Below are 21,335 nucleotides of genomic sequence, written 5' to 3'. Positions count from 1 at the left end.
TTTTTGCATAGCTTTTTTTTCTTGAGCACTAGTACTTAGGGTAAATAAGCTGATAACTACTAAGGCAAGTAATCTTTTCATCTTTTTTTAATTCAAGATCAAATTTAATTTTTAAAATGAATTACTATTTCAAAAAAAACACGTTAACTTTTAAGGTACTATAATTTGTTTACTTATTTTTCCGGTGTTCGTCTCTAGTGCTACAATATAAACTCCAGTACTTAGCTTGTTCAAAGATAATTGAATAGTAGCTTGAAATAATTTTCTAGTGTTCCAATTTGAAACTAATTTCCCTCCAACATCATAAAGATGTACATTTTTAACTATAGATTTCGTAGTATTATTTTGGATATTCAAAATAGTACTATTATGTACATACGATACTAGAATCAATTCATTCTCTGTTTTGGAGTCTGTTACAGAAAGTGTTTGCTCTTGATTAATGTTGTTAAAAGTCAAAGCAAAACGATTAAGATATTCACCTGGATCAATTATGATTTCGTATGGATTATTCGTAATGTTGTTATAAGTATTATTCTCTTTATCGTGAATGTAAAATTTTTCATCACTTTCAAAGTTTTCAAAACTATCAATTGTAAAAACGACTTTTCCTGTTTGGTCTGCTGTTACTGCTAATGGCATTGAAGTGTTTTTATCAAAATAACCCTCTCCTTGAATTACTAGTTTCGTGTCATTGTTGAAAAAAGTCATATCATTGGGAAAATCATCAAAGAGATAGGCATCATACCCATCGTCTAATAGACTTGTCGCTTTGTCGTTCATAAAACCTAGCAAAACTTGTCTGTGAAAATTTACAGCTGATGTGTATCCCAAACGAACTTTTTTGTAATTATAATTATCAATAATTGGATCGTTACTATTATCAAAAGTGCTTTTTGTCTTTGAGCTTGTACTTACTCTAAACATCATGTTCGACTTATCCAATTCATTTTCCTTATGAAAAGCCCTTTGACTATTTTTGTAAATAATAGGACCACCACCTCCACTTTTTCCAAATACAAAAAAGGCTTGTCCTACGGGTATAAATTGATTTGGTTTTCCTTTTGAACTAACGCCTAATCCACTTATGCCACCGCTAACCATTGCAGAACTAGCAGGTATTCCACCAATAAGATTTAACACAGCATAGCCACCTTGATAGTCTCTTAGTATATGGGTATTGTTATTTGTATAGTGTTCCCAAAAATAGATATTACCGTCAAATGAAGTGAGGTTGTCATTAATGAAAGCAAAAGCATCCAATGATGAAGGATAGGGATTTCCTGTAAGTAGTAGTTGGTCCGCGCCAACAGAATTTGTTGAAATAGTTCCACTGTTTGGTTTTCCTACAAAGGTATAATTTTGTGTTGTGTTTATACCATTGTTTCCTTTCATTGTAAATCCTTGACCAGCTCTCACCTTCCCCGTTTCATTAATTTGAACCCAATTAGCATAAGCATTGGAATAATTGTCAAATTTGTACAACCAATACCTCGCAATACTTATAGGCGTACTCGTGTTGCCATCATAACCGTCAATCCAATTGATGTTTTGGGGTATTGTTGTGGTTCCATCTCTCATGACATCTTGAGCACAATGGTCTGTGTTATTTTGAGTGGAGTTAATACAGCTTACTGGCGAAGCCCAATAGTTATAATTGTACTTGTTTCCTTGTCCTAATTGGTCACGCTCTATGAAACCTGAACTAGTAAAATCTAGATCACTTTCAGTTGTTTGAATTAATTGAGATTTACCGACTAAGTCTATTTTTCCATCTAATTTTAAATACCAAGTATTTCCGATTTTTGTATCATTACTGGTAGTAACACTACTTGAAGAATTGACAAACATTCCTATATTGGTCATGTTTGATTCCGTAGTTACATTATGCACTATTTTCACAATACTTCCTGGAGAAGTATAAACATCCGTTCCTTTTATAAAATTATTAGTTAGGTCATCAACTGCCGAATCAATTGTCCCATCAATTTTGGTTATATACGGCATAGGTGCTGACTGCGAATTAATATTTTTTACATTATATATTCTAGTGAAATTGGTGTTTGTGGCGCTATCGTCAAATCCAGGGATTTTATAATCGTCTATAACATCATTTTTGTAAACATCCATACGGTAATAAGCAATCAAGGTAGCCCAAACAGATAATTCTATATCTTTAGGAATGACAACTCCCCTAATGAAGCTTCCATTGGCATCTATTTCTTGGCACATCATTTTTTGAATTTGAGACTGCGATAGCGCCGTATTGAAGACACGAACTTCATCTATAAAGCCATTAAAATAATCGCTGAATGCAGTGGCTTTTTTAGCAATTGTGAATTTTGCAGTACTCGAAGCTAATGTTGACGTTCCAGAATCTGTTGTAATAACTTCGTTCCCATTCAAATATAGGCTTAGTTTTGTTGCAGCAGTTCCATTAAAAACGGCAGAAATATGATACCACCTGTTTTCGTCTAAAGTAGTTGTAGATGTTATAGTTTGGCCTGCAGCAGTTAGAACTAATTTATTAGAATCGTTTATACTGATGTTAAAGTTATCTTGCCCCATAATTACCCCATTTTTATTGTAAGGACTATTCAATTTTACCCAACCCATTAATGAAGATTTTGCTAGATTACTAAGTAATTGTTTCCCTTCGGCATAATCATTTCGACCATCGAAGTTAAGGTATAATTTAGTGTCAATATCTCTTGGTGATCCAAATTGAGCATTATTAGTGTCAAAAATGTCTAATATACCATCTTTATCAAGGTCTGTAGTTCCATCTAAAATACCATCATTATTAGCATCTAAAATTTTTGTTGGATAAAGTACTTTATTATTAGCGATATCAAATGTAATTCCGTTTGATTTTACATCCAAATAATCTGGAATTCCGTCACCATCTGTATCTTTTAAAAAAGTAGTAGCAGGGTTTATATTTGCTATACCTTGTCCTAAATTTCCGTATCCATTAATTCCACTTCCATAATCATAAATGTCTAATATTCCATCACCAAATCCTTCTGTCGTACCATCGCCATTGGTATCTTTAAGCCTAAAGGTTTCAGATTCAATGCCGTCTCCCACACCGTCTCCATTGATATCACCATCTCCATTAATATAACCTAAAACGGCATTACTATTACCTGCACCTGATTCATCAACATCAAAAAGACTATCATTATCACTGTCTAAATCCATATAATTTGGAATTCCATCACCATCAGAGTCTAATGCTGGTTGTCCAGCAATAGTTTCTGCACTATCATGAAGTCCATTTCCATTTGTATCTAGCCAAACGACATCTATTTTACCTTTTGAATTGCTTAAATGTCCTAAGCCGACTTCGATAATATCTTCTATACCATCATTATCGGCATCTAGATCGAATAAATCAGCCACTCCATCATTATCTAAGTCACAAAGTGTTTGAGAAATTAATATATCGTCTAATGCGAGGTCATTACCACCACCACCAGGAGCATTATTTTTGAATCGAATAGTAAAAGCATTTACATTTCCTAAATTTACGTTTGTTGTAAATTGTTGCCAAACACCTAGACTACAGCTATTGTCTGTTTTGCTACCAGGACATCTACCAATATCTCCTGTGTTGAAAGAACTAATTAGGTTGTCTGATAAATCATAGAACTCGACAGTAACATTAGGTAAGATGGAGCGTGGAAATGTACTTTGTGCCATTATATTAAGAACCCAAAAACTATAGGTTATAGGAAGGTTTGAAAGGACCCCTGTAATTGTTGTTTCATAAAAAGTACCAGGAGTAAAGCTAGCGTTAAAAACAGCCATTCTTCCATCGGTATCTCCAGGTGTATGATCTAGACCATTATACCATGCTAAATCACCATGAATATTATCTGGATCACTAGAAGTCGTTCCTGCGATTTTTGAAACCACAGTATATTCACCATCATCAAGAATTTTACTAGATTGATAAGGACATTCTGTTGTATTAGGTCCTGCAATTCCATCCTCGTAGCAGTAGGAAGTCGTGGCGTTATAGGCAGTTGTAAAATTTGAGGTTCTCCCTCCTGTACCAAAAGTTTCATTCAGGAATTTATAATCAACTTTAGGTCCATTTACGCTATTACAATTATTTTCCTCTGTTATATCAAGAATACCATCATTGTCATCATCAATATCAAAATTATCATAAACACCATCTCCGTCGCTGTCAAAAAAAGATTGAATACCAGTTCCTTGGATATCAAAATTATAAGGATTCTCATTTAGATCATTATTTATAATTGAGATTTCAGCCCTTTTTAGACCTATAGTTGTAGGGTCAAAACGAACTGAGAAAGTAGAACTTCCTCTAGCAGGGATTAAAGTGCTCGGATTCTTAATAACCGTAAAATCACTTGCATTTCTTCCAGAAATGGTAATAGTACCAATTATCAAAGTACCCGCACCAGTATTTTGGATCGTATATTTTTTTACAATAGCTCCTGTACTTACCTCCATTGATCCGAATATAGTCCAATCTACAATGCTCGGTGTAGAGTCACCATCAACAATAGAGTTTGTGTTTCCTAGAATATTTATTTCGGGATTGGAAACGGCTGCTCCACCCTCTTTTCTATCGGTAAAGGAGTACGAAGTAACATCCAGTGCAAATACGCTTGATGTACTAATAAAATAAATAAATATATTCAAAACAATTATTTGAATGTATTTACTAATTGAAAAAGATGTATAAGTTGATAATGTAGTTTTGTGCATTATAATTATTTTTAGTATAACTCATTATATTTATTTCAGAACGATCACTTTAATTTCAAATATAACAATAACCACAATTTAAGTACGTTATTAGACGATGAAATGCGTTTTATTTATTAATTTGTAGGTTTTATATTTTAAATAACTAGTATGTAGTATGTGATTTAGTAGTTTGATTATTTTCAGCTAACTTAAATATTGGTAAGATTAATAAGAATATTAGAAGTTTTTTGATTATATATTAAATTAAAATGAGTGCTACTATTTATAATTTTTTAAAACATACTTAACAATTAAAAAAAAATAGCTCTTGTACAGTAGTTAAAAAAATCAGGTTTTTTATATAAAAAAAATAAACAACGAGTGTTTGAGTTTTCTTTCGACGACTCAGTTCTTGATTTATAAGAATCGAAAAATAAAATTTACTTTTTTCGTCTTAGATTTAGTTTGGAGTTTGGAAGGTTTCTAAGGCTAAAAAAATCGACACTGTTTAGAATTTGCTAGATAAATTAGAAAATCGACTTTTAATATTTTCCTTTTGTAATTAAATAAATATTCAATTATAAAATCCATTATGGAATTGTATTTTTGGAAATGAATAAAAAAATAAATTTTATGATTACTATTCAAGAAGCTTTTTCAATTTTAAAAAACAATCTACCCGAGCCCAAATTAGAAATGCTATCGTTAGCGAAAGCTAAAAAACACACTCTAGCCGAAGATTTAATAGCCCCCATTTGCATGCCACCTTTTAGACAATCGGCCATGGACGGCTTTGCTTTAGGAGTACATGAAGGTTTAGTATATGAAATTATTGGTGAAATTAAAGCTGGAGACGACCATCAAGTGGTCTTAAAAGCTGGGCAAGCCGTAAAAATTTTCACAGGGGCTCCTGTTCCAGATTCAGCAACTGCAGTGATGCAAATCGAAAAAGTAAGGGTGTCAGGAGCTACTTTAACATTAGAGGAGCAACCTAAATTTCAAATGAATATTCGTCCCATTGGAGAGCAAAATTTAAAAGGAGATTTGGCTCTAAAAAAAGGAACCTTACTCAATGCAGCTTGTATTGGTTTTTTGGCTGGCTTAGGATTTACTGAAGTACTAGTATATCAAAAATCAAAAATTGGAATATTAGTAACGGGGAATGAATTAATATTACCAGGACTACCCTTAAAACATGGTAAAATTTACGAAAGTAATTCAATCATGTTAGATATTGCATTGCAAGAATCTTTCTATGAAAATACTACGGTATATTATGTGAATGATGATTTTGAAAACACCAAAAATAAAATAGCAGATGCTTTAGTCGAAAATGATGTAATTTTAATATCTGGTGGTATCTCGGTTGGAGATTATGATTTTGTGGAAAAAGCATTGGAAACTTTAAAGGTCAAAAGGCTTTTTTACAAAGTTAAACAAAAACCTGGAAAACCACTTTTTGCTGGTAAATTAAAAGATAAAATGATTTTTGCTTTACCGGGAAATCCTGCTGCTTCCCTTACATGCTTTTATGTATACGTATTGCCTACATTGCAAATGATTTCGGGGTATACAATAGAATATGGACAAACAGTTTCCAAAAAATTAACCCATGATTTTGTAGTAAGTAATGCTCGAAATCAATTTTTAAAAGCACATATAATAGGAGATGAAGTGACTGTTTTAACTCATCAAAACTCGTCGATGTTGAATACTTTTTCTACCTCCAATGGATTGATGTATGTAGAAGATGGAGGTTATCAACTTACAAAAGGTGATTTAGTAGAGGTATATGTGATTTAGGATATATTCACTACTATTAGTATTTGATTATTGATTTTAAAAAAGCAAATAATTAGGAATGAACTATAGCTTTTTGAACTAGAAAAATATAATTTGGCTATAATCATAATAGGGATTTCTATTATATTTTTACCATATAAAACTCAATAACTTTTGAATTAACTACTGAGTTCAACTTAACATAATACATCTTTTTCTAAAGCTATACTCTTAAAGGTTATGGCTTTTTTAATTTTTTATAAAAATTCATTTCGTTATATTTGTAAAAGTATAACGGTAAAATGCGTGTTTTGAAAATAAAAAGTAAAATCTGGATTGAAACAGATGATGGGATTCTCATTAGTGAAGGCCGTGTGAAATTATTAAAATTAATAGCCGAAACAGGTTCGCTCAACAAAGCAGCTAAAGCCATGGATCTGTCCTATCAAAAAGCTTGGAAATTGGTTGATGTTTCCAATAAATCGGCAAAATATCCTTTGATTGAAACTCAAGTTGGCGGGAACAAAGGAGGCGGAACCGTTTTGACCCCATACGGGCAATCTTTAATTAATGCCTTTGAAAGTATAAACTCCAATTGTTGGGAGTTTTTGGATAATGAATTTAAAAAACACAAATTATAGTTATGGTTAATTTATTAGAGATGCCGTTGTTGCTAATGCTACTACCAATTGTAGCTTTTTTATACGCGAGTGTAGGACACGGTGGTGCCAGTGGTTATCTGGCATTGATGAGTGCTTTTGCATTTCCGGAAACTTTCATGAAACCCACAGCTTTAGTTTTGAATATTTTGGTTTCGGGAGTTTCTTTTTATTTTTATTTTCGAGAAAAAGAGTTCAAGTGGAATTTGTTTTACCCTTTTGCAGTAACCTCAATTCCATTTTCATTTTTGGGTGGTTATTTGACGGTTTCATCGTATTACTATAAAATTATTTTGGCAACCGTATTGATTTTTGCAGTCATGCGATTGATTGGACTTTTAGGAAAAGAGAAAAAGGAAGTAAGAGAACTTAATTTATATGGTGCATTAATAGTCGGAGCAATAATCGGATTTTTATCAGGATTAATTGGAATTGGTGGCGGAATCATATTGAGTCCCGTGATTATCCTGATGGGTTGGGGGACGATGAAACAAACGGCGGCGGTATCGGCTTTGTTTATTTTTGGCAACTCTATTTCTGGAATAACAGGTTTCTTGTCCAAAGGGGGCATTTTGCCAGAATCATCTTTACCACTTGTCGGAATTGTATTTGTAGGTGGTTTTTTTGGTGCGTATTATGGTAGTAAAAAATTTAATTCGGTAGTTTTGAAGAATGTTCTAGCAACCGTTTTGGCTATAGCGATTTATAAATTATATATAACAGCTTAATTTTGAAATGTGAGAATAGCGATTAGAAGAGGGGAAAAGAAGTGATTTAGTTATACTATTAAAATTTTCATTTAGAGAATAGCGGATTTTTATCGAATGGTGAATAAAGCAAAATTTTTACCTTTTAATTTATAATAAAAAAAGATGGAAAATAATTTTACAGCATACATTTTGGCCGGTGGTAAAAGTCAACGGATGGGAACAGAAAAAGGATTACTGTTACTAAAAAGTAAAACATTTGTAAGTCATATATGTGATGCATTAAAACCTATTGTAGGAGATAATATTGTTATTGTTTCTGCTAATGTAGATTATGATATTTTAGGTTTTCCTCGAATCGAAGATTTGATAGATGACAAAGGTCCAGTAGGTGGAATCTACACAGCATTAAAACATTCAAAAACAAAATTTAATTTTGTTCTAAGTGTTGATGCACCATTAGTCTCAACAGAATTGTTGCAATGGTTGGCAAACAAACATGAGGACTCCTATATGATGACACAAGTACAAGTAGGAGAAAAAGCAAGTCCGCTAATTGCTGTTTATGACCGTTCGTGTAAAGCTGCTTTTGGAGAACATATGGCCGGAAAACAATTAAAATTACGACAAGTGATTGATGATTTATCCCACCAAACCCTTGTAGTCCCTGAAAAATGGAGTAAACAAATTCAAAATATTAATACCCCCGAAGAGTATAAAAACATACAATCATGATTATAAATACAAAATATTTTGGTTTGATTGCTGATATAACAAATAAGAAAGAAGAACAATTGCAATTGAAAGAAACCTTGACTTCAGTGGCTTCATTAAAATCAATCATGGAAGCTAACTATCCTGATTTGAGAAAAACATCTTATTCTGTTGCAGTCAATCAAGCTTTAGTTGGAATTGAAACCAATCTGAAAGAACAAGATGTTATTGCGTTTTTACCACCGTTTGCAGGAGGATAGCAAAAATTAATTTCAAAATTAAAAATCAATATCAAATTTTAAATAAATGAGATACAATCGTCAAATCATCCTTCCTGAGATAGGGGATATAGGTCAGCAAAAATTAGCCAAGGCTCGTGTCTTGGTCATTGGTGCGGGTGGTTTGGGTTGTCCTGTTTTGCAAAATTTGGCTGCGGCAGGTGTTGGTTTTGTCGGGATTGTAGATGGTGATGTGGTCGAAGAGACCAATTTACACCGCCAAGTGTTATATAATTTAAGTCATTGTGGTCAAAGCAAAGCAGAAACTGCAGCGAAAGTGATTGCCCAAATGAATCCTGATGTTACTGTTACCATTTACAATCAGTTTTTTAACCGAATGAATGCATTTGATATTGTAAGTGATTACCAAATCATAGTTGATTGTACCGATACGATTGCGATTAGGTACTTAATTAATGATGTGGCAGTTTATAAAAAAATCCCCGTAGTATACGCATCTATTTATCGGTTTGAAGGGCAAGTTTCGGTTTTTAATTACCAAAATGGTCCAAGTTACCGCTGTTTGTTTCTTGAAAAAGAAGGTTTACAGCAAACTCCAAATTGTGAAACAATGGGTGTTTTGGGTGTTTTACCGAATACGGTGGGTGCTTTTCAAGCAACAGAAGTCCTGAAAATAATTTTAGGAGTTGGCGAAGTCTTGTCTGGAAAATTAATGGTTTATGATGCACTTCATTTTCAAACGCAGATAATTACTTTCGCTAAAAATCCAAAGGCTATTGAAAAAAGCGTCATTAACGGAAGTTTGCTTTTCAACCAAAAACAAGTTGAAAAGGGAATAAACGCTGATGCTTTTTTCGAAAAAATAAATCAGGACAATGTGATGATTATTGATGTTCGTCAACCGAATGAAAAAACTCTTTTTTATGAAAAGAATGTTATTCAAGTTCCACTAGAAGATTTAGAAAAGTACAGTCAGACGATTAACAAAGAAATAGAATTAGTGTTGTTTTGTAATACTGGTCAACGAAGCCTAATAGGCGTAGAATATTTAAAAAAACAAGGATTTGAATCGGTTTTTCATTTAGAAAAAGGGATTCAGTCTTTAGAAAAATATAAATAATAAGTTGTGAGATTTAAAACAAACGAAATTAATTACCTACTGTCACACTGAGCTTGTCGAAGTGCTTTGCGTGTAGTCTTTCCTTCGGCAAAAGCTCAGGACAAGCTAAGCTCAGACGGACATTGAGGAGAAACGGGACTTGCTTATAATATGTGGTAATTGAAATATTTGAATTTACCACAACTCTGTCACACTGAGCTTGTCGAAATGGTTTCAGTAAGGTCTTTCCTTCGGCAAAAACTTTGGGTCAGCTAAACTCAGACGGACATTGTGGAAAATTGGACTTGCATATAATACGTGGTAATTGAAATATTTGAATTTACCACAACTCTGTCCCGCTGAGCTTGTCGAAGTGCGTACAGTGAGGTCTTTTCTTTTGCAAAAGCTCGGGCAGGTATTGAATATATATATGATAAATTGAAAGTAAAAAAGAAAATAATCCCAATTGAGGAAAAAAATATAAAAATTATGTCATCAGATAAACCAAAGAAAAGTTCTTTTATTAAAGGGCAAATAACATCCGATTTTATTGGGAATTCGATTGCGAAACACCAAACTAAAACGTCAATAGGTGCACACAACATCTTTTTAGGGCAAGTTCGTGCCGATGTTATTGACGGGAAAACCGTTGCCGCAATTGAGTACACAGCTTATGAAGAAATGGCAGAGCAATCTTTTTACGAAATTAGAGAAGCTGCTTTCGCTAAATATGAGCTTACGTGCATGCACATTTACCATAGCTTAGGCACGGTAAAAGCGGGCGAAATTTGTTTGTTCGTTTTTGTTTCGGCACCAAGACGCAAAGTAGTGTATGAAGCTTTGGAGTTTTTGGTCGAAGAAATAAAAAAGAGTGTGGCTATTTTTGGAAAAGAGGTTTTTGAAGATGAGAGTTATAGTTGGAAGGAAAACAAGTAAGGAAGCTAAAGGTTAGAGGTTAAAAAAGAGGTTAGAGTTTAGAGAAAAGGAATAAGAGTAGTAAGAAATTTTTAATTTAAACTAAACTTGAATTGAAATCAAATTCGCGTGAGGGATTGAAGAGCAAATCCTTTTTTTGGGCTTTTTTTGCCCCAAAAAAGATTGGAACGAAAAGCCCGACCCGTAGGGACACGCCCAAAATAATATTTTTACAACAGTGCTAAAAGGCAAGAGCCAATAGCTAAAAGCAAATAAATGGTAGACATTACACATAAAATTATTACACAACGTACGGCCACGGCTCAAGCAGTTGTAAAAGTGGGCGCAAAAGCCACTATGGAAGCGATTCTAAATAAAACAGTTCCCAAAGGCGATGTCCTTGAAGTAGCAAGAACGGCAGGCCTTTTTGCAGTGAAGAATACCTCGAATTCGATTCCGGATTGTCATCCGATGCCAATTGAGTTTACGGGTATTGAATACGAATTTATGGAAGATTCTATTTTAGTAAAAGTAACGGTTAAAGCAATATATAGAACAGGTGTTGAAGTGGAAGCTATGCACGGTGCATCGATTGTCGCGTTGACGATGTACGATATGCTGAAACCGATTGACAAGCAAGTGGAAATTTCGAGCATTAAACTACTGCACAAAAAAGGAGGGAAGTCAGATTTCGGAAAGAATGATGTACCCGATTTGGCGGTGTCTGTAATTGTGTGTTCGGACAGTGTTGCAAGCGGAAAAAAAGAAGATAGAGCAGGGAAAGTGATTTCGGATAAAGTAAAAAACTTAGGTTTGAAAGTGTCTAGATATACGGTAATTCCAGACGAAATTCTGGATATTCAATCCACGATTACCGATTTATGCGAAAGCAATATCGACCTGATTATCATGACAGGAGGTACCGGTTTGTCCAACCGTGACATCACTCCCGAAGCGGTTATTCCGATGCTTGACCGTCGTATTCCTGGGATCGAAGAAGCAATTCGTGCCTATGGACAAGACCGTACGCCTTATGCGATGCTGTCTCGTTCTGTAGTTGGATTTAAAGGGAATACGTTGATTATGGCGCTACCTGGCTCGACGGCTGGAGCGAGTGAGTCTATGGATGCTGTTTTTCCTTCAATTTTACATTTATTTAAAATACTTAACGGATTCAATCATGGTGCCTAACAAATTCATGCAGGACACACACGGTCGCGAGCACAACTATTTGCGCATTTCGATTACTGAACATTGTAATTTGAGGTGTACGTATTGCATGCCTGCAGAAGGAATTTCGTTGACGCCAAAACCACACTTGATGACTTCCGATGAGATTATAACCATTGCACAAACGTTTGTCAATTTGGGTGTTACCAAAATTAGGTTGACTGGTGGTGAACCTTTGGTTAGGAAAGACGCCAAGAGTGTTATTTCTCGACTGGGGAAATTGGGCGTAGAATTGACAATTACGACCAATGGGATTTTGGTACATGATTTTATAGAGACCTTCAAAGAGGCTGGAATTATAGGTCTGAATGTGAGTATCGATAGTTTGAAAAAAGAAAAATTTAACCTTATTACCCGTCGCAATTATTTTGAACAGTTTTGGGAAAATTTAGAGTTGTTGGATAAACATGATTTCAAACTGCGATTGAATGTAGTGGTAATGAAAGGATTTAATGATAATGAAATTTTGGATTTTATAGAATTGACCAAAGACCGTAATATCATGATTCGCTTTATTGAATTCATGCCTTTTGACGGGAATAAATGGAACAAAGATAAATTGGTTTCTTATGCAGAAATAATGAATCAAACCCATGATAAATATGGGATAACTAAGGTCGAAAGACTGGTAGATAAACCAAATGATACCGCCAAAAATCATAAAATTAAAGGTTACAAAGGGAGTTTTTCTGTGATTAGTTCGGTAACCAATCCGTTTTGTAGCTCGTGCAACCGTATTAGGCTAACGGCAGATGGAAAATTAAAAAATTGTCTGTTTTCGAATACCGAAACTTCGCTGCTTGAAACCTTGAGATCAGGAAAGTCTATAGAACCTTTAATTGCTCAAAACATACAATCCAAACACGCCATGCGAGGCGGAATGGATGATGATGCCAAATTTCAAAATCCAGATTTATTTTCAAAAAATAGAAGTATGATTAAGATTGGAGGATAAATGGTATTTATCTCTATTAAATTTACACCGCAAATTACACAAATTCGCACAAATAATTTTGTTTGTGCATAATTCTAGATATGAAAATATACCGAAGACATATCTCGAGTTTGCGGAATTTGTGGTGCAAAAATCTAATAAAATATTTATACTTTTCTACAATTTAATCTTAACTCCACCATTAACAACAAATCCATCAACTGGAGCATAGATGTCTCTAAAAGTGGGATTGGTAATAGGTCCTGTATAGATGGTATCGAACTTAGTTTGTCGAGTATCACCTAAATTTTCGAAATTGAGAAAAATTGAAAAGTTTTCCCATAGCTTTTCAATCATGAAGCCACCCAACCAATATTGTCTTCCAGTTGCGCCATCGTTTAATTTTTGTGGACTGAAATAATAGGCTTCCAAACCAATCTTTAGTTTTTCTTCAATCTCATACATTAATACATTATTCAAACGGTGCTTGGCTACAAGTGGGTACGTAGTTGTGATTCCGTTATAATGTTCATTTACATCAGCCAAAGTGTACCCAATGAATAGCTTGAAATCTTGGTAAGATAGCTTAATGTTGGTTTCGATTCCTTTAGTATCAATATTTCCTTTTGGTTGCTTGAATTCGTAATTTTTGTCACTGATAGCAGTCAAAACCAGTGGGTTATTTACTCTTGTATAGAAAAATAAACTATTTATGGTTAAAGCTAATTGGTCTGTTAGGTATGTTTTGTAGTTCAAATCAAAATTTCCTCCGATAGATTTTTCCGCTTTGGTATTGGCAGTTTCGACGGGTAGGACATTTCGAAACTGAATTCTTTCTGCATCTTCCGTAAAAACGGTTGGAGTTTTATAACCTAACCCTCCACCAAGACGGGCACTCAATTTCGGGCTAATGGTGTACAAAGCCGATAATCGAGGTAGTAGAAAAACACCGTATTTATTTTGGTAATCCATACGCAATCCTGTTTCAAACGCGATTTTTTCGTTAGGATTCCATGTGTTTTGAACAAAAGCGCCAACAGTGGTATATTTGTAATCTACCGCTTTTGTGGCTTCAATTTTGTCCTGGGTAAATTGGTCTGTCCAAAGATTAAGCCCTCCAATCCATTCTGTTTCTTTGGTATTATGGTTGTAGTTTGCTTCTACAAAAGAAGAAAATTGTTTACCTGAAAAACTGTAATTTGGTATAACAATGCTACGGTCATAAAAACTAAAACTATTTTTAAATGAAAATTTAGATTGCTTATTAATAATTCGGTCGAAAGCCAATTGGGTACTAAATCGATTGGTTTTGTTCTTTTCGAAATAAGAATGATTCGCATCGCCATTCCCTTTGATGTATTCAATATCACCACCAATTCGGTTTTCTATCGTGCTGTTAAAACCAACATGCAAGTTCGTTTTTTCGTTTAGATATAAATATAATTTAGGGTTCAACGTAAAGCGATTGAATTTCGGAATGGCAGTTAATCCAATATTTGCCGGATCATAAGGAGTTCCGTGATTATAGGAAGCAAAAATGGTAGTTCCTATTTTTTTAAATTTCTGCGAATAAAATCCACTGGCATCCAATCCTAAAGCAGATGTTCCGTTGAGAATAAAGTTCAATTCTCGCTTATCAGTAGGAGTTTTCGAGACCAAATTGACCAAACCCGCAATAGCTCCGCCACCATAAAGAGTTGATGAAGCACCTTTAATCACTTCGACTTGTTTTAAATCTAAAGGAGCGATTTGCATCAAACCTAATCCACCCGAAAATCCAGAGTATAATGGAAATCCATCACGTATAATCTGAGTGTATTTACCATCTAATCCCTGAATTCTAATGGAGGAATTGTAACTTGTTGCTGATGTCTGTTGGGTTTGTATACCGGTACTTTCGTTTAATAACATTCTAATGTCTCCGGGTTTCATATTTCCTTTTTCATCTAATTCTTCACCAGCGATTGTTTCTACGCGGGTAGGTGTGTTGGCAATCGTACGACTACTACGTGTAGTGGTAATGACTACATCGTCTAAATCTTCACCTTTACTTTCAAGTAATATAGTTGGTGTCTCAGTAGAATCTAAAGGAAAAGTGAATTGTATAATTTTGTCTTCATAGCCTACAGCTGTAAATATAAAGGATTGTTCTCCGTTAGGAATCTTGGCAATTTCGAGAACTCCATTACCATCAGTCATACCGCCTAAGGTACTATTTTGAATCTGGGCGTTTACACCAATTAGTAGTTCATTTGTTTTGTTGTCTTTTAGGACTGCTTTAAAATTATTTTGCGCAAAAACAGCTGTAAAGTTGATTGCAATAATCAACAACAGGATAATTTTTTTCATTATTGAAAATTTAGTTAATCTCTTGGAGTAATTTGTGGAAGTAAGTATTACTTCCGTAAAATAAGTAGTGCTAACGCACCTATTAAGAGTTAACTAAGTTTTGGAGGTTGCCAAATAGCAGAGTTAAATTGCGACCGAAGTTGCGGAATAAAAGTAGAATCCAAATTGGTTTCGATTAAAGTAAAGTGTTGTTCAAGATTATAAAAGGTAGGATTTGGGAAAGTAAAACCAATGCAAGAGCCACAATTAAAGAAAGGAGAACATGAGTTATCACTGTTGTCCTTATGTTGCTTTTCGGTATTGCTTTTAGTTTTTTTAGTGTCGCAATTGTCGTCATCGCAGCACCCATGACTTGATAAAGCCAAAATAAAGAACGCTAATAGGAGGGATACTATTTTCACGAAACAAAGATAGTATGTAAAATTGAATTTTGCGAAAGCTTTTTTAAGTAATGTCAATTTGATTGAAACGAAAGCTACATAAAAAAAAAGAGAGAACTTTTGAAATTCTCTCTTTCGAATATTAAACTATTTTTTCAATTTTAACAAAACCACCACGATTATCATTACGGGCAATAGATTGTTCTACAATTATTTTTCCAATTATAACGAGGTTATATAACTCCCATAGATTAGCATTAACTTGGTAGTCTTCGGTAGCTTTTTTTATTTCATTTTCTAAAAGGTCTAGTTTTTTTTGAGCCAATTTCAGATCATAGTCATTACGAACAATACCTGCATTTTGACGCATTAATAGTTGTAAGTCTTCCTTAGTTTTTGTTACAAAATCAGCATCGATTCTCGGTTTGTTGTTTGCTCCCCAGTCTTCAACCTTACCTTCAAATTGAGTGGACGGAAAAGTGTTTTCACTCCAGTAATCATAAATATTGTCTGAGTACACTAAAGCTTCCAGTAAAGAATTTGATGCGAGTCTATTGGCACCATGCAAACCAGTTCTTGAACATTCGCCACAGGCAAAAAGATTCTGTACCGATGTTTTACCTGATTGATCAACAGCAATACCTCCACAAATGTAATGTTGTGCAGGAACCACCGGAATCCAATCCTTAGCAAGGTCAATACCTGCAAGTTTGCAGCGGTCATAAATCATAGGAAAGTGCTTGATGAAAGCAGGCATGTCTAAATGTGTACAATCTAAGTAAACACATTCATCGTCTGATTTGGCTAGCTCTTTCTCAATACTTTGAGAGACAATATCTCTTGACGCAAGGTCGCCTCTAGCATCATAATCGGGCATGAATAGATGCCCTTTTTTTGTTCGCAAATGAGCTCCAAATCCACGTACAGCTTCTGAGATCAAAAAAGAAGGTCCGTCAGATTTTTTATACATCGATGTCGGATGAAATTGAATGAATTCCATGTCCTTAATTTCTGCACCCACTCGATAGGCCATTGCTATTCCGTCACCAGTTGCTATAACTGGGTTGGTCGTATGGCCATATAAATGGCCAATTCCTCCAGTTGCCAAAACAGTAAAATCAGAACGAAAAGTAATGATCTCTTTGGTTTTTTGATTCAATACATGTGCGCCCAAACAGCGGCTATTTTCTGTGATTAAATCAATTGAAAAATGATGAGGTAGTACGTCGATATTAGTTTTTAATTGAACTTGGCTTAATATAGCACGTTCAATTTCCTTACCTGTTTGGTCTTTGTGATGTACTACTCGGTTTTCAGAGTGACCACCTTCTTTACCTAGATCTAGAGTTCCTTCGATATTTTTGTCAAACATCGCACCCCATTCTATAAGTTCTTTTAGGCGCTTTGGACCTTCATTGATCACCATTTCTACTACAGCGGGATCGCATAAACCGTCACCGCATATAATCGTGTCTTCAATGTGTTTGTTATAGGAGTCTCCAATTTTATCCGTTACTATTGCTATTCCGCCTTGTGCGTATTTCGTGTTGGACTCGTCCGCAGTAGCTTTGGTTACAATCGTAACTGTCTTCTGCGGAAATTGGTGTGCTATTTTTAAAGCTAAAGTTAGACCTGCAACGCCAGATCCTACAATTAAGTAATTGGTTTTGATCATTATTTAGATAATTCCAGCATTCGTTCAATAGGAATCAACGCTTTTGCAATAATATCCTCCGGAACAGTAACTTCTGGCGATTCGTTCAATAAGCAGTTGTATAGTTTTTGTAAAGTATTCATTTTCATGTATCCACATTCGCTACACGCACAAGTATTGTCTTCTTTTGCTGGTGCAGGAATTAAAATTTTATGAGGAACTTCTTGTTGCATTTTGTGCAAAATTCCAGCTTCAGTAGCAACGATGTATTTATGGTTAGAGTCTGTTTTTACAAAATCAATCATTCCTGCAGTAGAACCAATATATTTTGCAGTTTGCAAAATATGAGTTTCCGATTCTGGATGCGCTATAATTTTAGCGTCTGGATGCTCTTTGTAAAGATCTAATAATTTCTCTAACGAAAATGCTTCGTGAACCACACAGGAACCATCCCAAAGTAACATCTCACGACCGGTAACTTCCATCACATATTTACCCAAATTTTTATCTGGGGCAAAAATAATGGGTTTGTCTTTCGGAATCGAGTTTACAATTTTCACCGCATTTGATGAGGTTACTACGATGTCAGTTAAGGCTTTCACTTCAGCAGAACAGTTAACATATGTGATAACCAAGTGATCTGGATGTGCCTCTGTAAATTTTTTGAATTCATCAGGAGGGCAACCATCGGCTAGAGAACATCCCGCATTTGCATCTGGTAAAATAACTTTTTTCGACGGATTTAAAATCTTGGCAGTTTCGGCCATAAAGTGTACTCCTGCAAAAACAATGATATCAGCTTCTGCTTTCACCGCTTCTTGAGACAGTCCTAAACTATCGCCAACATAATCGGCTACATCTTGAATATCGGATTCTTGATAATAATGGGCCAAAATAACCGCATTCTTCTCTTTTTTCAAGGCCAATATTTTTTCTTTAAGATCTTTCATTCCTAATCTATTTTGTTATTTTTTATGATTTCCTAAGGTAAATATAAATGTGTTGCAAATATACATATATTTCAAAGGGTATTAAAGTAGTAAATATAAGTATAAAAAATATTTTGTTTGTTTTTTTACTGAAATTTTAAGACTGATTTGTCTATAAATCTATTTGTTTTGAACTTATCCACCAAAAAAAAGAGGAGCGGGGCTGTTTATTAAAACTAAATTGGTTAAATTCTCACGAAAATATTTATTTAATAAAGTATTTTTTTTGGGTTTAATGCTTCTTAAAAGAATCTTTTTAAAATAAAATTAGTATCTCAAAAAAATATCCCCCGACTTAACCTCTAATGCCAATTCTTCAATATTGGTATCTTGCAGCGTGACTCTAAATTCTTCTCTTATGAATTTAGATTTATCATGTATTGGACATAGATGTGTTTCCGAACAATTGCTTAATCCAAAACCACAATCGGTAAAACATTATCTCCATTCTGTGAAGTTACAATTTGAGATGATTTTATGTCTTTCATTTTGTCCTTCTGAATTTTAAAACCACCACCAATACCTTTTATAGAGTCGATGATTTTACCCTTAGATAAAATCTTAATAATCTTGGCTGTAAAAGCTTCTGGGGACCCAATTTTTTTGGTGTTGTCACACAATGTCACTCTATTGTTTTGAGAGGATTCAGAAGCCTTAAAACAGTATGGCTCTAATGCCTACTTACAAGTTTTAGAAAAATTTTTTTGTTTATTTTTAAAAAAAAAATAATTCTAAATTTTATAAATGTTTTTTGACATTTAAATTTTGTGATAATTTATCAATTGAAATTATATCCACTCCAGTTACATTTATATTAGTGAGGTGATTTCGCTACTACTTTTAAAGTATATTTTACTTGACTTTGTAAATTACTCGTTATTATCAAAAGTCCCATTGCTAAAGGTACACTACCAATAAATAAACTGAGATAATAATAAGGAAGTAATCCCATGTCATAATAAAAATAGAATCCTTGCAGAAATAATAAGATCTCGGTAGTTATAAAACCTATCAAGACAATCATAACTCCCCATTTATGAAAAACATTTTGAATATCTAAAAATTTATTCTGCAAAGCAAAGCCAAACAGAAATCCAGTGATAATTCCAAGCATTGTCAGGTGAATATATCCAATGACAAAATCCCTAATTTGATGCGAAATTTGTGCTAATTCAGGTACTAAAACAACCAATTGAATTCCGATTTTTAATACTAACGAAAATAGAGCAAATCCATAAACTATTTTTTCTACAGAAGTTAAAGTACCAAAAAAAACTTGTAATTGTGATCTAGTGTTTTTAATAAAAAGAATCGCAGCAAGCAATTGTATTACTACAGCAACAACATTTATCCAATAAAAAACAGGATTTGTAAAAAACCAACTTACTGGCAAAGCCAAAGTCATGACTGTTGCAATAACGAATAAGTTGTAGAACAAGCGGAATTTTTTCTCGTCAATTTTTAATTTTATTTGTTTGAAAAACAAGGCTAAAACAGCAAATAAAAACCAACCATTAAATTGAAAATGTAAAAAATACTGAATACATATTTGGTAAAAAGCACTTGATTTGCCTAGTAATCCCACCGTTGGTCCTAGACACCAAACTCCGAAAGTAGAGAAAACCATAAAAAGTAAAGCGGTACGCAGCATTTTTTTTTCGGGGAAAGTTGTGGGTTTTGCTTCTCTCCATATCATTCGAGCAAAATAATAACTGCAAAAAATATGAACAGTAGAGAAAAGGATAGAGATAAAAGCATAACCTTGGGCAGGAAAATCGAGCATCATTCCAATGACAGCAACTTCCGTAATCCAAAATAAGCGATTATAAATTCGTTTTTGTTGTACTTCTTTTGGAACAAAATTATAAATGATTAAACAATACAACATCATATAAACCCAACCTAACATGGCTACATGAGAATGACCATGCATCAAAAACTGAAAATTTATGCCTTCGATTGGGGAAACATACATCCATCTCAGGAGCAATCCCATTAATGAGGCAATAAAAAAATTGGCAAAACAAATTACAAAGGAATGCTTTTTCATAATTGATTTTTATTTGAACGGTGTTTTTTGAAGAACTTTAATCGTTCAAAAGTATGATTTTATAACCAAAAAATATTTTCTTCATTTTTGGTAAATGATAATTTTGAATGTATTTCTTCTGTTTTTACTAGTTATGACCACTAGTTTCTTTTTGAATTTCTGCAAACAATATACTTTTTTTAAAATAAATATGTGAGTCCATTTCTCTCTAAATAAAATTAGATTCCCTTCTATTTAAGTTGTTACCTCAAACAAACTTTTAAGGCGGTTTAGTTCAAAAGAAATGTATTGAATCAGAGAATTTTTATCATCCAAAAGCGAGAAAATTTATTTTTCTTCTAATTCAAAATGGGTTTTTAAGTGATTTTCAAAAAACCAATTGGTGTATTCTTTAATGCATTTTAGTGAAACTTCATTTTTATTCCAGTGCGTATTTTACTGCATAGCATTAATCCTTGGTGATGGTCGTGTTTAAATGGTTGAAATTCGGCTCCTTTTTTAGTTGAATAGTAGTACTTATGAGCTGTTTTTAAATTATTCTTAAGACTCTAATTAGTAAAGAGATCAGATATTTGTAAAAAAAAAAGTTAGTTAAAGTAAAAGAGAAACCTACCTCTGCCTTGGCGATTTATAATTTAACCTCTAAATGAACCAACCAAAAAGGACAGGAAAGCGAAATGAAAATGTTGATAGGAAAAGTATTGGTCATGGTCATGATTTATAGTTCTTGCAAAGCAGCTTGTACTCGTTTGGTGGCCGATATGCGAAATATAGAATCTCGATTGCCGGGGGTATGAAAAAAGGATATAAAGTTGGTTTTAATTAGTATTGACACAAAAACTAATACTCCAGAACACTTAAAAGAGTTAGCAATCGCTAATAAAATGAAAGGAAAACAATGGGGGA

Annotated in this window: 17 protein-coding genes; 10 read left to right on the top strand and 7 right to left on the bottom strand. The window is 33.8% G+C overall.

Features of this window, described 5'->3' with window-relative positions; genetic code table 11:
• Positions 1 to 150: 150 nt before the first annotated feature.
• Positions 151 to 4,746, bottom strand: a complete 4,596-nt coding sequence (locus M2326_RS08995) for a LamG-like jellyroll fold domain-containing protein (protein WP_264619233.1) — start codon at positions 4,744 to 4,746, stop codon at positions 151 to 153.
• A gap of 615 nt (positions 4,747 to 5,361) precedes the next feature.
• On the opposite strand from M2326_RS08995, the gene M2326_RS08990 reads away from it, so the two are divergent.
• From M2326_RS08990 to moaA, 9 genes are all read left to right on the top strand, one after another.
• Positions 5,362 to 6,531, top strand: coding sequence for a molybdopterin molybdotransferase MoeA (locus M2326_RS08990; protein ID WP_264619232.1), 1,170 nt, complete (start codon positions 5,362 to 5,364; stop codon positions 6,529 to 6,531).
• A gap of 281 nt (positions 6,532 to 6,812) precedes the next feature.
• Positions 6,813 to 7,151, top strand: a complete 339-nt coding sequence (locus tag M2326_RS08985) for a winged helix-turn-helix domain-containing protein (RefSeq protein WP_264619231.1) — start codon at positions 6,813 to 6,815, stop codon at positions 7,149 to 7,151.
• Between the two features lie 2 nt (positions 7,152 to 7,153).
• Entirely contained in the window at positions 7,154 to 7,897 is a 744-nt protein-coding gene (locus tag M2326_RS08980) for a sulfite exporter TauE/SafE family protein (RefSeq protein ID WP_264619230.1), read from the top strand.
• Positions 7,898 to 8,041: 144 nt separating this feature from the next.
• Positions 8,042 to 8,611, top strand: a complete 570-nt coding sequence (gene mobA, locus M2326_RS08975) for a molybdenum cofactor guanylyltransferase (protein WP_264619229.1) — start codon at positions 8,042 to 8,044, stop codon at positions 8,609 to 8,611.
• Entirely contained in the window at positions 8,608 to 8,850 is a 243-nt protein-coding gene (locus M2326_RS08970; protein WP_264619228.1) for a MoaD/ThiS family protein, read from the top strand. The genes mobA and M2326_RS08970 overlap by 4 nt, the downstream gene beginning before the upstream one ends.
• Positions 8,851 to 8,896: 46 nt before the next feature.
• Entirely contained in the window at positions 8,897 to 9,949 is a 1,053-nt protein-coding gene (locus tag M2326_RS08965) for a HesA/MoeB/ThiF family protein (protein WP_264619227.1), read from the top strand.
• Positions 9,950 to 10,417: 468 nt separating this feature from the next.
• The gene (locus M2326_RS08960; protein ID WP_264619226.1) at positions 10,418 to 10,864 is read left to right on the top strand and encodes a molybdenum cofactor biosynthesis protein MoaE; all 447 of its coding nucleotides are present in this window, start codon (positions 10,418 to 10,420) and stop codon (positions 10,862 to 10,864) included.
• A 255-nt stretch (positions 10,865 to 11,119) separates the two neighbouring features.
• Entirely contained in the window at positions 11,120 to 12,034 is a 915-nt protein-coding gene (moaCB, locus tag M2326_RS08955) for a bifunctional molybdenum cofactor biosynthesis protein MoaC/MoaB (protein WP_264619225.1), read from the top strand.
• Positions 12,024 to 13,028, top strand: a complete 1,005-nt coding sequence (gene moaA, locus M2326_RS08950; protein ID WP_264619224.1) for a GTP 3',8-cyclase MoaA — start codon at positions 12,024 to 12,026, stop codon at positions 13,026 to 13,028. The genes moaCB and moaA overlap by 11 nt, the downstream gene beginning before the upstream one ends.
• A gap of 156 nt (positions 13,029 to 13,184) precedes the next feature.
• Here moaA and M2326_RS08945 read toward each other — a convergent pair whose 3' ends face one another.
• The 6 genes from M2326_RS08945 to M2326_RS08920 form a co-directional block, all read right to left on the bottom strand.
• The gene (locus tag M2326_RS08945; protein ID WP_264619223.1) at positions 13,185 to 15,356 is read right to left on the bottom strand and encodes a TonB-dependent receptor; all 2,172 of its coding nucleotides are present in this window, start codon (positions 15,354 to 15,356) and stop codon (positions 13,185 to 13,187) included.
• A gap of 89 nt (positions 15,357 to 15,445) precedes the next feature.
• The gene (locus tag M2326_RS08940) at positions 15,446 to 15,757 is read right to left on the bottom strand and encodes a hypothetical protein (protein ID WP_264619222.1); all 312 of its coding nucleotides are present in this window, start codon (positions 15,755 to 15,757) and stop codon (positions 15,446 to 15,448) included.
• A 121-nt stretch (positions 15,758 to 15,878) separates the two neighbouring features.
• Positions 15,879 to 17,411 carry an L-aspartate oxidase gene (gene nadB / locus M2326_RS08935; protein WP_264619221.1) on the bottom strand — a complete coding sequence of 511 codons (1,533 nt, stop codon included), beginning with the start codon at positions 17,409 to 17,411 and terminating at the stop codon, positions 15,879 to 15,881.
• Positions 17,411 to 18,340, bottom strand: a complete 930-nt coding sequence (nadA, locus tag M2326_RS08930; protein ID WP_264619220.1) for a quinolinate synthase NadA — start codon at positions 18,338 to 18,340, stop codon at positions 17,411 to 17,413. The genes nadB and nadA overlap by 1 nt, the downstream gene beginning before the upstream one ends.
• A 449-nt stretch (positions 18,341 to 18,789) precedes the next feature.
• Entirely contained in the window at positions 18,790 to 19,005 is a 216-nt protein-coding gene (locus M2326_RS08925; RefSeq protein ID WP_264619219.1) for a hypothetical protein, read from the bottom strand.
• Between the two features lie 188 nt (positions 19,006 to 19,193).
• Entirely contained in the window at positions 19,194 to 20,429 is a 1,236-nt protein-coding gene (locus tag M2326_RS08920; RefSeq protein ID WP_264619218.1) for a hypothetical protein, read from the bottom strand.
• 677 nt (positions 20,430 to 21,106) lie between these two features.
• Here M2326_RS08920 and M2326_RS17595 point away from each other — a divergent pair.
• Positions 21,107 to 21,226 carry a hypothetical protein gene (locus M2326_RS17595; RefSeq protein ID WP_413603266.1) on the top strand — a complete coding sequence of 40 codons (120 nt, stop codon included), beginning with the start codon at positions 21,107 to 21,109 and terminating at the stop codon, positions 21,224 to 21,226.
• The last annotated feature ends 109 nt before the right edge of the window (positions 21,227 to 21,335 follow it).

The sequence above is a fragment of the Flavobacterium psychraerolatum genome (assembly GCF_025960985.1).
Taxonomy (GTDB): domain Bacteria; phylum Bacteroidota; class Bacteroidia; order Flavobacteriales; family Flavobacteriaceae; genus Flavobacterium.
The sequence above is the reverse complement of the archived record's forward strand: the minus strand, read 5'-3'. Positions and strand labels throughout refer to the sequence as shown.

Bases quoted from the DNA above. Each gene is read 5' to 3' on its own strand.
- M2326_RS08960 (WP_264619226.1), top strand. From the start codon at position 10,418: ATGTCATCAGATAAACCAAAGAAAAGTTCTTTTATTAAAGGGCAAATA.
- nadB (WP_264619221.1), bottom strand. From the start codon at position 17,411: ATGATCAAAACCAATTACTTAATTGTAGGATCTGGCGTTGCAGGTCTA.
- moaA (WP_264619224.1), top strand. From the start codon at position 12,024: ATGGTGCCTAACAAATTCATGCAGGACACACACGGTCGCGAGCACAAC.
- mobA (WP_264619229.1), top strand. From the start codon at position 8,042: ATGGAAAATAATTTTACAGCATACATTTTGGCCGGTGGTAAAAGTCAA.
- M2326_RS08945 (WP_264619223.1), bottom strand. From the start codon at position 15,356: ATGAAAAAAATTATCCTGTTGTTGATTATTGCAATCAACTTTACAGCT.
- M2326_RS08920 (WP_264619218.1), bottom strand. From the start codon at position 20,429: ATGAAAAAGCATTCCTTTGTAATTTGTTTTGCCAATTTTTTTATTGCC.
- M2326_RS17595 (WP_413603266.1), top strand. From the start codon at position 21,107: ATGAAAATGTTGATAGGAAAAGTATTGGTCATGGTCATGATTTATAGT.
- M2326_RS08980 (WP_264619230.1), top strand. From the start codon at position 7,154: ATGGTTAATTTATTAGAGATGCCGTTGTTGCTAATGCTACTACCAATT.
- M2326_RS08970 (WP_264619228.1), top strand. From the start codon at position 8,608: ATGATTATAAATACAAAATATTTTGGTTTGATTGCTGATATAACAAAT.
- M2326_RS08995 (WP_264619233.1), bottom strand. From the start codon at position 4,746: ATGCACAAAACTACATTATCAACTTATACATCTTTTTCAATTAGTAAA.
- M2326_RS08990 (WP_264619232.1), top strand. From the start codon at position 5,362: ATGATTACTATTCAAGAAGCTTTTTCAATTTTAAAAAACAATCTACCC.
- nadA (WP_264619220.1), bottom strand. From the start codon at position 18,340: ATGAAAGATCTTAAAGAAAAAATATTGGCCTTGAAAAAAGAGAAGAAT.
- M2326_RS08965 (WP_264619227.1), top strand. From the start codon at position 8,897: ATGAGATACAATCGTCAAATCATCCTTCCTGAGATAGGGGATATAGGT.
- M2326_RS08985 (WP_264619231.1), top strand. From the start codon at position 6,813: ATGCGTGTTTTGAAAATAAAAAGTAAAATCTGGATTGAAACAGATGAT.
- moaCB (WP_264619225.1), top strand. From the start codon at position 11,120: ATGGTAGACATTACACATAAAATTATTACACAACGTACGGCCACGGCT.